Annotated in this window: 12 protein-coding genes; 6 read left to right on the forward strand and 6 right to left on the reverse strand. The window is 66.9% G+C overall.

Features of this window, described 5'->3' with window-relative positions; translation table 11 throughout:
• Window positions 1-6: 6 nt before the first annotated feature.
• Complete coding sequence (locus tag HWX25_RS05180; RefSeq protein ID WP_059530170.1) at window positions 7-2,316, reverse strand: DNA translocase FtsK; 2,310 nt, start codon at window positions 2,314-2,316, stop codon at window positions 7-9.
• Window positions 2,317-2,603: 287 nt separating this feature from the next.
• On the opposite strand from HWX25_RS05180, the gene trxB reads away from it, so the two are divergent.
• The 3 genes from trxB to HWX25_RS05195 all read left to right on the forward strand — a co-directional run bounded on the left by trxB (window position 2,604) and on the right by HWX25_RS05195 (window position 5,091).
• On the forward strand, window positions 2,604-3,566 hold the full coding sequence (gene trxB / locus HWX25_RS05185) for a thioredoxin-disulfide reductase (protein WP_059690783.1): 963 nt from the start codon (window positions 2,604-2,606) through the stop codon (window positions 3,564-3,566).
• Between the two features lie 135 nt (window positions 3,567-3,701).
• A complete protein-coding gene (locus tag HWX25_RS05190) occupies window positions 3,702-4,481 on the forward strand; it encodes a Smr/MutS family protein (protein WP_175907497.1) in 780 nt (259 codons plus the stop codon).
• Window positions 4,468-5,091: a trimeric intracellular cation channel family protein gene (locus HWX25_RS05195; RefSeq protein ID WP_059530178.1), complete on the forward strand. Its 624-nt coding sequence runs from the start codon at window positions 4,468-4,470 to the stop codon at window positions 5,089-5,091. Before HWX25_RS05190 ends, HWX25_RS05195 begins: the two co-directional genes overlap by 14 nt.
• A gap of 92 nt (window positions 5,092-5,183) precedes the next feature.
• On the opposite strand, the gene ugpC is transcribed toward HWX25_RS05195, so the two are convergent.
• The 4 genes from ugpC to HWX25_RS05215 form a co-directional block, all read right to left on the reverse strand.
• Window positions 5,184-6,302 (reverse strand): sn-glycerol-3-phosphate ABC transporter ATP-binding protein UgpC, encoded by a 1,119-nt coding sequence (gene ugpC, locus HWX25_RS05200; RefSeq protein ID WP_059530181.1) that lies wholly within the window; start codon window positions 6,300-6,302, stop codon window positions 5,184-5,186.
• Window positions 6,303-6,414: 112 nt separating this feature from the next.
• Window positions 6,415-7,272 carry a carbohydrate ABC transporter permease gene (locus tag HWX25_RS05205; RefSeq protein WP_059448153.1) on the reverse strand — a complete coding sequence of 286 codons (858 nt, stop codon included), beginning with the start codon at window positions 7,270-7,272 and terminating at the stop codon, window positions 6,415-6,417.
• Entirely contained in the window at window positions 7,262-8,200 is a 939-nt protein-coding gene (locus tag HWX25_RS05210; protein WP_059509685.1) for a sugar ABC transporter permease, read from the reverse strand. The genes HWX25_RS05205 and HWX25_RS05210 overlap by 11 nt, the downstream gene beginning before the upstream one ends.
• Window positions 8,201-8,338: 138 nt before the next feature.
• Entirely contained in the window at window positions 8,339-9,586 is a 1,248-nt protein-coding gene (locus tag HWX25_RS05215; RefSeq protein ID WP_175907499.1) for an ABC transporter substrate-binding protein, read from the reverse strand.
• 430 nt (window positions 9,587-10,016) lie between these two features.
• Between HWX25_RS05215 and zwf the strand changes: the two genes are divergently transcribed.
• The 3 genes from zwf to HWX25_RS05230 all read left to right on the forward strand — a co-directional run bounded on the left by zwf (window position 10,017) and on the right by HWX25_RS05230 (window position 14,159).
• Window positions 10,017-11,486: a glucose-6-phosphate dehydrogenase gene (gene zwf / locus HWX25_RS05220; RefSeq protein ID WP_175907502.1), complete on the forward strand. Its 1,470-nt coding sequence runs from the start codon at window positions 10,017-10,019 to the stop codon at window positions 11,484-11,486.
• 86 nt (window positions 11,487-11,572) lie between these two features.
• Entirely contained in the window at window positions 11,573-12,253 is a 681-nt protein-coding gene (pgl, locus tag HWX25_RS05225) for a 6-phosphogluconolactonase (protein WP_175907504.1), read from the forward strand.
• Complete coding sequence (locus HWX25_RS05230; protein ID WP_059690778.1) at window positions 12,231-14,159, forward strand: bifunctional transcriptional regulator/glucokinase; 1,929 nt, start codon at window positions 12,231-12,233, stop codon at window positions 14,157-14,159. Before pgl ends, HWX25_RS05230 begins: the two co-directional genes overlap by 23 nt.
• A 96-nt stretch (window positions 14,160-14,255) precedes the next feature.
• On the opposite strand, the gene HWX25_RS05235 is transcribed toward HWX25_RS05230, so the two are convergent.
• Window positions 14,256-15,473: a Bcr/CflA family multidrug efflux MFS transporter gene (locus tag HWX25_RS05235; protein ID WP_175907507.1), complete on the reverse strand. Its 1,218-nt coding sequence runs from the start codon at window positions 15,471-15,473 to the stop codon at window positions 14,256-14,258.
• Window positions 15,474-15,510 lie beyond the last annotated feature (37 nt).

Here is a 15,510-nt window from a genome sequence, read left to right on the forward strand (position 1 = left end):
GCGGACTCATTCCGCGTCGCGCGCCGGCACAAGAATTTCGCGGTTGCCGCTCGACGACATCGCCGACACGAGCCCCGACTGTTCCATCTGTTCGAGCAGCCGCGCCGCGCGGTTGTAGCCGATCCGCAAATGGCGCTGCACGAGCGAAATCGACGCGCGGCGGTTCTTGATGACGATCTCGACCGCCTGGTCGTACAACGGATCAGACTCGCCGCCGCCTTCGCCGGTTCCCGCGCCGGCCGAACCCTCGTCGCCGTCGACGGTGCCGCCCTCGAGCAGCCCTTCGACGTAGTTCGGCTCGCCCTGCTCCTTGAGCTTGTCGACGACGCGATGCACTTCGTCGTCGGCGACGAACGCGCCGTGCACGCGCACCGGCAGCCCGGTGCCCGGCGGCAGGTACAACATGTCGCCCATCCCGAGCAGCGATTCGGCGCCCATCTGGTCGAGAATCGTGCGCGAGTCGATCTTCGACGACACCTGGAACGCGATCCGCGTCGGCACGTTCGCCTTGATCAGGCCGGTGATCACGTCGACGGACGGACGCTGCGTCGCGAGGATCAGGTGGATGCCGGCCGCGCGCGCCTTCTGCGCGATCCGCGCGATCAGCTCCTCGACCTTCTTGCCGACGACCATCATCAGGTCGGCCAGCTCGTCGATCACGACGACGATATTCGGCAGGCGGCCGAGCGGTTCGGGATCGTCCGGCGTCAGGCTGAACGGATTCGGAATCTTTTCCTCGCGCTTCGCCGCTTCGTCGATCTTGTTGTTGTAGCCCGCCAGGTTGCGCACGCCGAGCTTGCTCATCAGCTTGTAACGGCGTTCCATCTCCGCGACGGTCCAGTTCAGCGCATGGCCGGCTTGGCGCATGTCGGTGACGACCGGGCACAGCAGGTGCGGAATGCCTTCGTAGACGCTCATTTCGAGCATCTTCGGATCGATCAGGATCAGGCGCACCTGCTCCGCGGTGGCCTTGTAGAGCAGCGACAGGATCATCGCGTTGATCCCGACCGACTTGCCCGAACCGGTCGTGCCGGCGACCAGCAAGTGCGGCATCTTCGCGAGATCCGCGCACACCGGCTTGCCGCCGATGTCCTTGCCGAGGCTCAGCGTCAGCGCCGACGACGCGGCCGCATAGACTTCCGAGCCGATGATCTCGGACAGGTGGACCGTCTGGCGGCGCTGGTTCGGCAGTTCGAGCGCCATGTAGTTCTTGCCGGGGATCGTCTCGACCACGCGGATCGACACGAGCGACAGCGAACGCGCGAGATCCTTCGCGAGGTTGACGATCTGGCTGCCCTTCACGCCGGTGGCCGGCTCGATTTCGTAGCGCGTGACGACCGGGCCCGGATACGCGGCGACGACGCTCGCCTCGACACCGAAGTCCTTCAGCTTCTTCTCGATCAGGCGCGACGTGAATTCGAGCGTATCGGCGGAAATCGCTTCCTGCGTCTTCGGCGCGGGATCGAGCAGCGACACCGGCGGCAGCGTCGAATCGCCCGGCAGGTCGGTGAACAGCGGCACCTGGCGCTCGCGCTCGACGCGCTCGGACTTCGCCGGCGTGACGACCGGCGGCACGATCGTCACGGGCTCGTGATCCTCGATGCGCACGCGCTCCTCTTCGACCTTCCCTTCGCGGCGCACGGCCGCAGCCTCGCCGAGCTTGCGGTCGCGTTCGGCCTCGCGGCGCAGCTTCGCGACGTTGACGGCGGACAGGATCGCGCCGCCGACGCGCTCGGCGACCGACAGCCACGAGAAGCGGAAATACAGCGACAGGCCGATCGCGAGCAGGATCAGGAGCAGCAGCGTGCCGCCGGTGAAGCCGAACGCATGCGACATCGCACCCGCGACGGCCTCGCCGATCACGCCGCCCGGCGCGCGCGGCAGCTGCACCTTCAGCGACCACATCCGCAGCGCCTCGATGCCGTCGCACGCGAGCACGACGAGCACGAACGCGAAGATCTCGGTGAGCCAGCCGATCGGCCGCTCCGGTTCGTCGGCGACCGCCTCGTGACGCGTGATGCGCCGGTAGTTGACCGCGATGCGCCGCCCGAGCGGCACGATCAGCCAGTAGGCCGACAGGCCGAACAGCAGCAGGATGATGTCGGCCGTCCATGCGCCGACGCGACCGGCCCAGTTCGAGATGTGGTCCACCTGCGCGGCGTGCGTCCAGCTCGGATCGCGCCGGCTGTAGCTCAACAGGGCCATCACCAGAAAAGCGCAGAGCGCGACCTGGAGAATCCAGCGGATCTCCGTGAGGAGCTTCGACATCCGGTGCGGCAACGCCTGTGCCTGGGCGGAATAAGGAGCTTTTGCCATGAATCCGTATAAAGAGGACGGGCCGCGCGCCCGCCTGTCGTTCGATCGCGCTTATTGTAAACGCTGCACCGGGGCGTCAAGTGTAAATGACGGTTACATAAGAGGGCCGGGGCGCCGAAGCGACCGCCGGGCAATGCTATCGCCACGATTGAAACTCTCGTTCGGCAGCGCAGCAACGGGGCCTTTATAATGCGCGTCTGATACCCATCTATGACGGCATCCCGGTCAACCCGGATCGTACGGCGGGCCTACCCCACCCGCCGCGGCCGCCTTTTACGGATTCGCACATGTCCACGCCCAAACACGCCAAAGTCCTGATTCTCGGTTCCGGCCCCGCCGGCTACACGGCTGCCGTCTACGCGGCACGCGCCAACCTGTCCCCGGTGCTGATCACCGGCATCGCGCAGGGCGGCCAGCTGATGACCACGACCGACGTCGAAAACTGGCCGGCGGACGCAAAGGGCGTGCAAGGCCCGGAACTGATGGCGCGCTTCCAGGAACACGCCGAGCGCTTCAACACCGAAATCGTATTCGATCACATCCACACCGCGAAACTGCACGAAAAGCCGATCCGGCTGATCGGCGACTCCGGCGAATACACGTGCGACTCGCTGATCATCGCGACCGGCGCGTCCGCGCAGTATCTCGGCCTGGCTTCCGAGGAAGCATTCATGGGCAAGGGCGTGTCGGCCTGCGCGACCTGTGACGGCTTCTTCTATCGCAACCAGGAAGTCGCGGTGATCGGCGGCGGCAACACGGCCGTCGAGGAAGCGCTCTACCTGACGGGCATCGCGAAGAAGGTCACGGTGATCCACCGCCGCGACAAGTTCCGCGCCGAGCCGATCCTGATCGACCGTCTGCTGGAGAAGGAAAAGGAAGGCGTCGTCGACATCAAGTGGGATCACGTGCTCGACGAGGTGACGGGCGAGGAATCGGGCGTGACGGGCCTGCGCATCAAGAACGTGAAGACCGGCGAGAAGCAGGATCTCACCGTGCAGGGCGTGTTCGTCGCGATCGGCCACAAGCCGAATACCGACCTGTTCCAGGGCCAGCTCGAGATGAAGGACGGCTACATCCTGACGAAGAGCGGCCTGCAAGGCAACGCGACGTCGACGAGCGTGCCGGGCGTGTTCGCCGCCGGCGACGTGCAGGACAACGTGTATCGCCAGGCGATCACGAGCGCCGGCACGGGCTGCATGGCCGCGCTCGACGCGCAGCGCTACCTCGAAAGCCTGCACGACAAGAAGTAAGCGTCAGGCCTTCGCGCGCCGGGCGCTACAATGGCGTCCGCTGCCGCGCAGCGGGCTCGACCGGAAAGCCGCTGCCGCCGTGCAGCGGCTTTTTTGTGCCCGCGCGTCCGAACGCGCCTGCCCGGTTACCGAATCATGGCAAAGAACCAGCCCCATCCGAGCGATCCCGCGAAGCGGCAGATCGCCGCCCGTCCGTCGAACCCCGCGCCCGCCGCGCCGCCGCCCGCGCCCGACGCAGCCGCGCTGCGCGGCCAGGGTCTGGCCGGCCTCGGCGCGTTGCGCAAGTCGCTGCAAGGCGAAGCCGACCGCCGCGAGCGCACCCGCGTCGAAACCGCGAAGGCCGCCCGCCAGGCCGAGGCCGACGCGAACCTGTTCCGCAACGAAATCGGCGCGATCCAGCCGCTGAACGCGCTGCCGCGCGCGAAGTCCGGCCGCACGCCGCCCGACCCGGTGCCGAAGCAGACTCAGCGCGACGAGGAAGACGTGCTGAACGCGACGCTGTCCGACGAATTCGATCCCGAGACGCTGCTCGACAGCGACGAATCGCTGTACTACCACCGCCCCGGCGTCAGCCGCGACGTCGTGCGCAAGCTGAGGAGCGGCGCGTGGATCGTGCAGGCGCAGCTCGACCTGCACGGGATGCGGCGCGACGAAGCGCGCGACGCGCTCGCGGAATTCATCCGCGAGGCCGGCAAGAAGGGGCTGCGGTGCCTGCGCGTGATTCACGGCAAGGGGCTCGGCTCGATCGGCAAGGAACCCGTGCTGAAGGGCAAGGTGCGCGCGTGGCTCGTGCAGAAGGAGGAAGTGATCGCGTTCTGCGAGGCGCGCAGCCACGACGGCGGCGCGGGCGCGGTGCTCGTGCTGCTGCAGCCGCTCGCGGCGCCCGCCGATCGGGGGCCGCGTGCCGCATCCTAGGCTGACGCTCGCGATCGCGGTACTGGAAGCGATCGCGACGCTGGCGTTCGCGATCTCGGGTTTCATCGAGGCACGCAAGAACCGGCTCGACTCGGTCGGCACGTTCGTCGTCGCGCTCGCCACCGCGTTCGGCGGCGGCACGCTGCGCGACATCCTGCTCGAGCGCCGGCCGTTCTACTGGGTCGTGCACGACGACTACGTGATCGCGATCTTCGTGCTCGCGCTGTTCGCGCCGTTCGTGCTGCGGATGCTGTCGCGGCTGTCGGCCGAGCGGCTGCTGCTGGTAGCCGACGCGATCGGGCTCGGCATCTTCAGCATCTCCGGCACCGCGATCGCGCTCGATGCCGAGATGCCGCGCTTCATCGCGGTGATGATGGGCGTGATCACGGGTGTGGTCGGCGGGATCATCCGCGACGTGTTGTGCAACGACATCCCGCTGATCCTGCGCGATTCGCGGCCGTACGCGACCTGCGCGTTCATCGGCTGCTGGTTCTACCTGCTGCTCGCGTGGCTTCAGTTCGATTCGGTGTACAGCGTGCTGCTCGCGACCGGCTTCATCCTCGTCGCGCGGCTCGCGACGTTCAAGTTCGACGTGCGGTTGCCGCACTGACACCGCGATACCGCCGCGCATCGCCGGCACGCCAAAACAAAAAGGGGCCGTTCGACACGGCCCCTTCTCTTTCGTTCAGCGCATACGCGACCTCACGCGATCCGCTCTTCCGACGCCGGATCGAACAGCACCGCCTTCGACACGTCGAACAGCAGCGACTGCGTCTGCCCCGGCTGCGGATTCGCGGCCGGATGCACGCGGCTCACGATCCGCTTGCCGTTGACCTGCGCGAACACGTGCGTGTCCGGCCCGGTCGGCTCCGTCACGTCGACGCGCACGTCGATCGGCTGCAGCTGCGACGTCTCGCCGTGGTGCGCGTTGCGCACGTCGGTGATACGCTCCGGGCGCAGGCCGAGAATCACCTCGCGGCCCACGTGGCCGTTCATCCGCTTCGCGTCGAACGGCAGGTTCAGCGCGCCACGCGCGAGGCCCGTGTCGATCTCGAGCGCGATCCCGCTGCCCTGCTCGACCAGCTTGCCGTTGATGAAGTTCATCGGCGGCGCGCCGATGAAGCCCGCGACGAACAGGTTCGACGGCGAATCGTAGATTTCCTGCGGCGCGCCGAACTGCTGGACCACACCGTCCTTCATCACCGCGATCCGGTCGCCGAGCGTCATCGCCTCGATCTGGTCGTGCGTCACGTAGACGATCGTCGTGCCGAGGCGCTGATGCAGCAGCTTGATTTCCGCGCGCATCTCGATGCGCAGCTTCGCGTCGAGGTTCGACAGCGGTTCGTCGAACAGGAACAGCGACGGATCGCGCGCGAGCGCACGGCCCATCGCGACACGCTGGCGCTGGCCGCCCGACAGCTGGCCCGGCTTGCGGTCGAGCAGATGCTGGATCTGCAGCATCGCCGACACGCGCTCGACGATCTGCTGCTGCTCGCTCTTCGGCACCTTGCGGATGTTCAGGCCGAACGAGATGTTCTCGCGCACCGTCATCGACGGATACAGCGCGTACGACTGGAACACCATCGCGATGTCGCGATCCTTCGGCGACAGGTCGTTCACGACCTTGCCGTCGATGCAGATCTCGCCGCTCGTCACGGTCTCGAGGCCGGCGATCATGTTGAGCAGCGTCGACTTCCCGCAGCCCGACCCGCCGACCAGGATCAGGAACTGTCCGTCCTCGATCTCGATGTCGACACCCTTCAGGACCGGCACCCCGTTCGGGTAGGTCTTGTACACGTCACGGATGGAAAGGCTTGCCATGCTGTGAATCCTCTGTCTCGTCTCGCGCGGCGCACTGCGGCGCCGCGTCGGGTTCGTTTCGATGCGCCGCGCGTCGTGCGCGGCCGGTTCGTCGTATCGGATGAATCCGCGCTTACCCCTTCACCGCGCCCGCCGTCAGCCCGCGCACGAAGTAGCGGCCGGCGACCACGTAGACGAGCAGCGTCGGCAGCGCGGCGATGATCGCGCCGGCCATGTCGACGTTGTATTCCTTCACGCCCGTCGACGTGTTGACGAGGTTGTTCAGCGCGACCGTGATCGGCATCGAGTCGACGCCGGAGAACACGATCCCGAACAGGAAGTCGTTCCAGATCTGCGTGAATTGCCAGATCAGGCACACCATGAAGATCGGCAGCGACACGGGCAGCAGGATCTTCGTGAAGATCGTGAAGAAGCCCGCGCCGTCGATGCGCGCGGCCTTCACCAGCTCGGCAGGCACGCTCACGTAGAAGTTGCGGAAGAACATCGTCGTGAACGCGATCCCGTACACGACGTGCACGAACACGAGGCCCGGAATCGTGTTGGCGAGGCCGAGCATCCCCTGCAGGCGCGCCATCGGCAGCAGGATCACCTGGAACGGAATGAAGCAGCCGACCAGCATCATCGTGAACAGCGCATCCGCGCCGCGAAAGCGCCAGTGCGTGAGCACGTAGCCGTTGAACGCGCCGATCAGCGACGAGATCAGCACGGCCGGGATCACCATCTGCAGCGAATTCAGGAAGAACGGCTTCATGCCGTCGCAGCGCACGCCGGTACACGCGCCGCTCCACGCCTTCACCCACGGATCGACGGTCCAGTGCGTCGGCGGCGTCAGCAGGTTGCCGGTGCGCAACTGGTCGAGATCCTTGAAGGACGTCGACAGCATCACGTAGATCGGGAACAGGAAATACAGCGCGAACAGGATCAGCGCCGCATAGATCACTGCCCGGCTGATCGTCATCTTAGGCTGCATTGCGGGTGCTCCTCGATTCCATATACATCAGCGGCACCAGCACGGCGACCACGGTCGCGAGCATCATCACCGACGACGCCGCGCCGAGCCCGAGCTGGCCGCGGTTGAACGAAAACGTGTACATGAACATGGCCGGCAGCGACGACGACGTGCCGGGGCCGCCCGCCGTCAACGCGACCACCAGGTCGAAGGTCTTGATCGTGATGTGGCAGAGAATCAGCAGCACCGAGAAGAACACGGGGCGCATGCTCGGGATCACGATCTTGCGGTAGATGGTCGGCAGCGTCGCGCCGTCGACCTGCGCGGCCTTGAAGATCTCGGCGTCGACACCGCGCAACCCGGCGAGGAACAGCGCCATCACGAAGCCGGTCGACTGCCACACGGCGGCGATCACGATACAGAAGATCGCCTTGTCCGGATCGTCGAGCCAGCCGAACGAGAAGCTCGTCCAGCCCCAGTCGTGCATCACCTTCTCCAGGCCGAGGCCCGGGTTCAGGATCCACTGCCATGCGGTGCCCGTGACGATGAACGACAGCGCCATCGGATACAGGAAGATCGCGCGCAGCGCGCCTTCGTTGCGGATCCGCTGGTCGAGCAGGATCGCGAGGAACAGCCCGAGCGCGACGCAGATCGCGATGAACGGAATCCCGAACCAGCCGAGGTTCGCGGCGGAGGTCCACCACACGTCGTTCTGGAACAGGTCCGTGTAACGGCCGAAGCCGTCGAATTCGTAGTTCGGCAACAGCCGCGAGTTGGTCAGCGACAGATAGCCGGTAATCAGAATGAAGCCGTAGATGAACACCACGGCGATCGCGAGGCTCGGCGCGAGCACGAGCTTCGGGATCCAGCGATCGGCGAAGGCCGACATCGGCGACGTGCGCCGTGCGGCGGCAGCGCCGGATCCGTTTCCGCTAAGAGGGGCAGCCACTTGATTCGACTCCTGGAACGAGGGTGACGCAGGCCGGGCCGGCGCCGGGTACGGCACGGGCCCGCGGGCGAGCCCGTTTGCTGCACTTGCAAAAACGCCCGGCCGTTGAAGCGTTTCCGGCCGGGCGCCTGTCGCGCTTTACTTCACCTTCGCGGCTTTCGCGAGCGCGGCGACCGCGCTCTTCGAATCCTGCTGCGAGTTCATGAACTTCGTCACGACGTCGGTGATCGCGCCGGCCGTTGCATCGCCCTGCGCCATCCCGTGCGCGAGCGACGGCACGAAGCCGCCCGACTTGATCGCGGTCTGCTCGTCGGCGTACGACTTCTTCGCGCAGTCGTCAAACTTGTCCATCTTCACGCCTAGGCGCACCGGGACCGAGCCCTTCAGCAGGCTGAACTGCTCCTGGAAGTCCGGCGTCATGATCGTCTTCGCGAGCGCCAGCTGGCCCGGCGTCGCGTCCTTCTGGCCCTTCTGCTGGAAGAACACGAACGAGTCGACGTTGAACGTGTACGAATTCGCCGTACCCGGCACCGCCGCGCAGATGTAGTCCTTGCCCGCCTTCTTGCCGGCGTTCTCGAACTCGCCCTTCGCCCAGTCGCCCATGAACTGCATGCCGGCCTTGCCGTTGATGACCATCGCGGTCGCGAGGTTCCAGTCGCGGCCGTTACGGCCGGTATCGAAGTAGCCCTGGATCTTGCGCACCGTGTCGAACACGGACAGCATCTGCGGCGACGTCAGCGTCGCCTGGTCGAGATCGACCAGCGCCTTCTTGTAGAAGCCCGGGCCCTGCGACAGCACGACGTCTTCCCACAGCGTCAGGTCCTGCCACGGCTGGCCGCCCATCGCGACCGGCTGGATGCCCGCGGCCTTCAGCTTGTCTGCGACCGCGAAGAATTCCGGCCAGGTCGTCGGCACCTTCGCGCCGACCTTGTCGAGCGCGGCCTTGTTGATATAGAGCCAGTTCACGCGGTGCACCGAGAACGGCGCGGCGACGGTGTGGCCCTTGTACTTGATGATCTTGTCGATTTCCGGCGGCAGGTTCTGCTTCCAGTCGCCAGCGGCGGAATCGATGTTGACGAGCACGCCCTGGTCGGCCCAGTCCTGGATCAGCGGGCCCTTGATCTGCGCGGCCGACGGTGCGTCGCCGCTGATCACCTTGGTCTTCAGCGCGGTCATCGCCGCGGCGCCGGCGCCGCCCGCGACCGCGAAGTCCTTCCACACGTAGCCCTGCTTCTGCACGTCGTCCTTCAGCACGCCGACGGCCTTCGACTCGCCGCCCGAGGTCCACCAGTGCAGCACGGTTACATTCTCGGCCGCCTGCGCCGCCACGGCGCCAGCCATCAGACCCGCGGCGCAGAGCGCGCCCATGATCGAGCGAACTTTCATTACTTATCTCCTCCAGACTGAATCAACTCGTGAGGTTCCCCGACGGGGAACCGGCTTCTTGATAAACGACGGGGAAATCGAGCCGCGGGACGCATGCAGCGTACGGGGCCGATGACCGGCCGGGCTCTTACAGAAAGCGTGAATCGAGATTCAACGGCGTGTCTCCTCTTTGTGTTTCTGGCCCGCCGCGATGCTGCGGCGCGAGCCCGGGGGCGACGGCGCGCGGACGATGCGCACCGTCAATGTCCGATAACATTCGGCACAAGGCGTTCCCGAAGGCGAAGCTCGCGCAGTTCATCGACCGCACTTCTTTTTTTCTTCACCCAGGTGCTACCCCTTGCGGCGGATTGTAGTTAAACTACAATTCAGTGTCAAAAATATTTTTATCGCACTACGGATCGCTTCCCAGCACCCCAACCGGCGGAGACACATGCATACCGATTCCAGCTTTACCTTCGTACTTTTCGGCGGCACCGGCGACCTGTCGATGCGCAAGATCCTGCCCGCGCTGTTCGAAGCGCACCGCGGCAACATGCTCGCGGAAAGCGGCCGGATCGTTGCCGTCGCGCGGCACGAATCGGATCGGGCCGGCTACCTCGAGTGGGTCGACACGCATGTGAAGCCGCACGCGGCGAAGGCGGCCGGCAAGGCCTTCGACGAAACCGCGTGGAAATCCTTCCTCGAACGCATCGAATACGTGAAGCTCGACCTCGGTCGCGCGGAGGACTACGTCGTGCTGCGCGACGCGGTCGCGCAACTTCCCGGCATCCGCGTGTTCTATCTCGCGACGGGGCCGTCGCTGTTCGTGCCGATCTGCAAGGCGCTCGCGTCGGTCGGGCTGAACGAAGGCGCGCGCATCGTGCTCGAGAAGCCGCTCGGCTACGACCTGCGCTCGTCGAACGCGATCAACGACGCGGTCGGCGAGATCTTCGCGGAAGACCAGATCTACCGGATCGACCACTACCTCGGCAAGGAGCCGGTGCAGAACCTGCTCGCGCTGCGCTTCGGCAATGCGCTGTTCGAGCCACTGTGGCGCCGCGAATGGGTCGAGAGCATCCAGATCACGATCGCCGAGGAGCTCGGCGTCGAGGCGCGCGGCGATTTCTACGACAATACGGGCGCGCTGCGCGACATGGTGCAGAACCACCTGCTGCAGCTGCTGTCGATCGTCGCCATGGAGCCGCCGCATTCGATGGACTCCGACTCGGTGCGCGACGAAAAGCTGCGCGTGCTGCGCGCGCTGAAACCCGTCGATGCGCGCGACATCGGCAAGGTCGCGGTGCGCGGCCAGTATCATGCGGGCGTGATCAAGGGCGCGCAGGTGCCGGCCTACGCGACCGAGCCGGGCGTGAAGCCGGACAGCCCGACCGAAACCTTCGTCGCGCTGAAGGTCGAGATCGAGAACTGGCGCTGGGCCGGCGTGCCGTTCTTCCTGCGCACCGGCAAGCGTCTCGCCGATCGCGTCGCGGAAATCGTCGTCAACTTCCGGCCGGTGCCGCACTCGGCCCTCGGGCCGACCGCGCTGCGCGCCGGCTCGAACCGCCTCGTGATCCGGCTGCAGCCGAACGAGACGATTCGCCTGTACTGCCTCGCGAAGCAGCCCGGCGAAGGGATGAACCTCGCGAGCGTGCACCTCGACCTCGCGTTCGACCGTTTCTTCAAGGAAGGGCAGATGGAGGCGTACCAGCGCCTCCTGCTCGACGTGATCAACGGCCGCCTCGCGCTGTTCGTGCGTCGCGACGAGCAGGAAGCCGCGTGGCGCTGGGTCGAGCCGATCCTGAACGAATGGGCCCGCTCGCTGAAGCCGCCGAAGCCGTATGCGGCAGGCACGTGGGGGCCGGCCGCGGCGAGCGCGATGCTCGCGCAGCACGGCACCTGCTGGCTCGAAGAAGAAAACTGATGCAAACCGTTGTCGTGCGCGCAAGCGCGCGGCAACGTGCCCCATGATTCGCACGAATTGAACAGACAAAGCAGTCCGGAGGAGATGTGATCGAGATTCACGCTTTCGACACCCAGGAAGCGCAAAGCGAAGCGCTCGCGCGCGCCGTCGGCGATGCGCTGCGCGCCGCGCTCGGCGGCCCCGCGCGCCCGACGCTCGCGGTGTCCGGCGGCACGAGCCCGCGCCCGTTCCTGCAAACGCTGTCGCATGCGGCGCTCGACTGGGCCGGCGTCGACGTCACGCTGGTCGACGACCGCTGGGTGCCGGAGGACGATGCGGCCAGCAACGCGCACCTCGTGCGCGACACGCTGCTGCAGCACGCGGCGGCGCCTGCCCGCTTCCTGCCGCTCGTCGACACGCGCGTGTCGCTCGACGCGCACGTCGCCGCGCTCAACGCGAACGCCGACTACCGCGTACCGACCGTTGCCGTGCTCGGCATGGGCGAGGACGGCCACACCGCGTCGATCTTCGCGGACGCGCCCGAATGGAACCACGCGATCGCGACGCCCGAGCGCTTCGTCGCCGTGCATCCCGGCGCCGCGCCGCATGCGCGGGTGAGCTTCTCACTCGATGCGCTCAAGCGCGTTGACCGGCTGTTCCTGCTGATCGCGGGCGAACGCAAACGCGCGGTGCTCGACGCAGCGGCCGCATCGCTGCAGAAGAACGCGATTTCCCAACTGGCCAACGACAAGGGGACCAAGCTCGATGTCTACTGGTGCGCAAAGTAAGGCTGTCGTCGCGGGCCAGCATGCCGACGGCCCGCGCCTGCTCGCGGACGTCGGCGGCACGAACGCGCGTTTCGCGCTGGAAACCGGCCCCGGCGAGATCACGCAGATCCGCGTCTACCCCGGCGCCGACTATCCGACGCTCACCGACGCGATCCGCAAGTATCTGAAGGACGTGAAGATCAGCCGCGTGAACCATGCGGCGATCGCGATCGCGAACCCGGTGGACGGCGACCAGGTCACGATGACCAATCACGACTGGAGCTTCTCGATCGAGGCCACGCGCCGCGCGCTCGGCTTCGACACGCTGCTCGTCGTGAACGACTTCACCGCGCTCGCGATGGCGCTGCCGGGCCTGACCGATGCGCAGCGCGTGCAGATCGGCGGCGGCACGCGCCGCCAGAACAGCGTGATCGGGCTGCTCGGGCCTGGCACCGGGCTCGGCGTCTCCGGCCTGATTCCCGCGGACGACCGCTGGATCGCGCTCGGCAGCGAAGGCGGTCACGCATCGTTCGCGCCGCAGGACGAGCGCGAGGACCTCGTGCTGCAATACGCGCGCAAGAAGTTTCCGCACGTGTCGTTCGAACGCGTGTGCGCGGGCCCCGGCATCGAGGTCATCTACCGCGCGCTCGCCGCGCGCGACAAGAAGCGCGTGGCCGCGACCGTCGACACGGCGGAGATCGTCGAGCGCGCGCATGCGGGCGACGATCTCGCGCTCGAGGCGGTCGAATGCTTCTGCGGCATCCTCGGCTCGTTCGCCGGCAGCCTCGCGCTGACGCTCGGCGCGCTCGGCGGCGTGTACATCGGCGGCGGCGTCGCGCTGAAGCTCGGCGAACTGTTCACGCGCTCGTCGTTCCGCGCGCGCTTCGAGGCGAAGGGCCGCTTCGCGCAGTATCTCCAGAACATCCCGACCTACCTGATCACCGCCGAATATCCGGCGTTCCTCGGCGTGTCGGCGATCCTCGCGGAGCAGTTGTCGAACCGGTCGGGCGGCGCATCGTCGGCCGTGTTCGAGCGGATCCGCCAGATGCGCGACGCGCTGACGCCGGCCGAGCGCCGCGTCGCCGATCTCGCGCTGAACCATCCGCGCTCGATCATCAACGACCCGATCGTCGACATCGCACGCAAGGCGGACGTGAGCCAGCCGACGGTGATCCGCTTCTGCCGCTCGCTCGGCTGCCAGGGGCTGTCGGACTTCAAGCTGAAGCTCGCGACCGGCCTCACCGGCACGATTCCGATGAGCCACAGCCAGGTGCATCTCGGCGACACGGCCACCGACTTCGGCGCGAAGGTGCTCGACAACACGGTGTCCGCGATCCTGCAGTTGCGCGAACACCTGAACTTCGAGCACGTCGAGAACGCGATCGAGATCCTGAACGGCGCGCGGCGCATCGAGTTCTACGGGCTCGGCAACTCGAACATCGTCGCGCAGGACGCGCATTACAAGTTCTTCCGCTTCGGGATTCCGACGATCGCGTACGGCGACCTGTACATGCAGGCCGCATCGGCCGCGCTGCTCGGCAAGGGCGACGTGATCGTCGCGGTGTCGAAGTCGGGACGCGCGCCGGAATTGCTGCGCGTGCTCGAGGTCGCGATGCAGGCCGGCGCGAAGGTGATCGCGATCACGTCGAGCAACACGCCGCTCGCGAAGCGCGCGACCGTCGCGCTCGAGACCGACCACATCGAGATGCGCGAATCGCAGCTGTCGATGATCTCGCGGATCCTGCATCTGCTGATGATCGACATCCTCGCGGTCGGCGTCGCGATCCGTCGCGCATCGACCAACGGCGAACTGCCGGAGGCCGTCGCGCAGGCGCGTGCGCGGGCGAGCGACGACGAAACTGCCGACGTGCTCGACTGGCTGAGCCACGGCGCGTCGCCGGCGGCCAAGGACGTCGCGCGGGACTGACGCCCGCCACGGCACGGCGGCGGCCGCTTTCCGCCCGCCCCCCAAAAAAACGCCACCGACGCATCGCGCGGTGGCGTTTTTTCATGCCACGGCGGCTCAGGCGCCTGCTTTCACCGGCCGGCCATGCCAGCGCAGCACGAGGGAGCGGCCGACGAAACACAGCACGCCGGTGACGCCGATCGTCACGCCCATCGCGAACGGCGTGCCGTCCGCGAGTGCGCCGATCGCGACGCTCGCGATCGCGCCGAGCGCGAGTTGCATCGCGCCGAACACGGCCGCCGACGCGCCCGCGTTGTGCGGATAGCGATGCATCAGGTCGGTCGTGCAGTTCGCGGACAGGATCCCGACCACGCCGACCACGAAGAACAGGCACACGACGATCGACCACAGCCCGCCCCACCCGGTCAGCGCGACGAGCGCGACCGCGAGCGACGCGATGCAGCTCACGAGCGACGCGGCCGCGATGATGCGCAGCGAGCCGATGCGGCCGACGAGCCGCGTATTCGCGAAATTGCCGATCATGATCCCGACGACGTTCAGGCCGAACAGCAACCCGTAGTGCTGCGGCGACACGTGAAAATACTCGATGTACACGAACGGCGTCGCGGTGATGTACGAGAACATCGACGCGAACGCCATCCCGCCGCACAGCATGTGCCCCCACGCGACCGGATCGGAGAGGATGCGCCCGTACGATGCGAACGACGCGAGCACGGCCGCGCTCTTGCGCCGCTCCTTCGGCCAAGTTTCGGGCACGCGCAGGTACGCGGTCGTCGCGCACACCGCACCGAACACGGCCAGCACGACGAATACGCCGCGCCAGCCCGAGAAGCGCAGGATCTGCCCACCGATCAGCGGCGCGAGCAGCGGCCCGACCGCAGTGACGATCGCAACCATCGACAGCACCTTCGCTGCATCGGTCGGCTCGTGCGCGTCGCGCGCGATCGCACGCGACAGCACCGACGCCGCGCCTGCGCCGAGCGCCTGCAGGAACCGCACGAAGATCAGCATGTCGATCGAGTTCGACACGAAGCAGCCGATGCTCGCGAGCGTGAACAGCGCGATGCCGCCGAGCAGCACGGGCCGGCGGCCCCAGGTATCGGACATCGGACCGTACAGCAGCATGCCGATCGAGAAGCCGGCCATGAAGCTCGTCAGCGTGCGCTGCGCGGCGCCGGGGCTGACGGAAAAGCCGTCAGCGATCGACGGGAGGCTCGGCAGGTACATGTCGGTGGCGATCGGCCCGCAAGCGGCGAGCGCGCCAAGCAACAGGATCAGCCGGGCATCGGGCCGGCGCCGGACGACGTGGGACATGGGTATCCGGAATGGAGGCCCGCGCGCATCGGGGCGC

The sequence above is a fragment of the Burkholderia sp. BCC1640 genome, from assembly GCF_902833125.1.
Classification (GTDB): domain Bacteria; phylum Pseudomonadota; class Gammaproteobacteria; order Burkholderiales; family Burkholderiaceae; genus Burkholderia; species Burkholderia diffusa.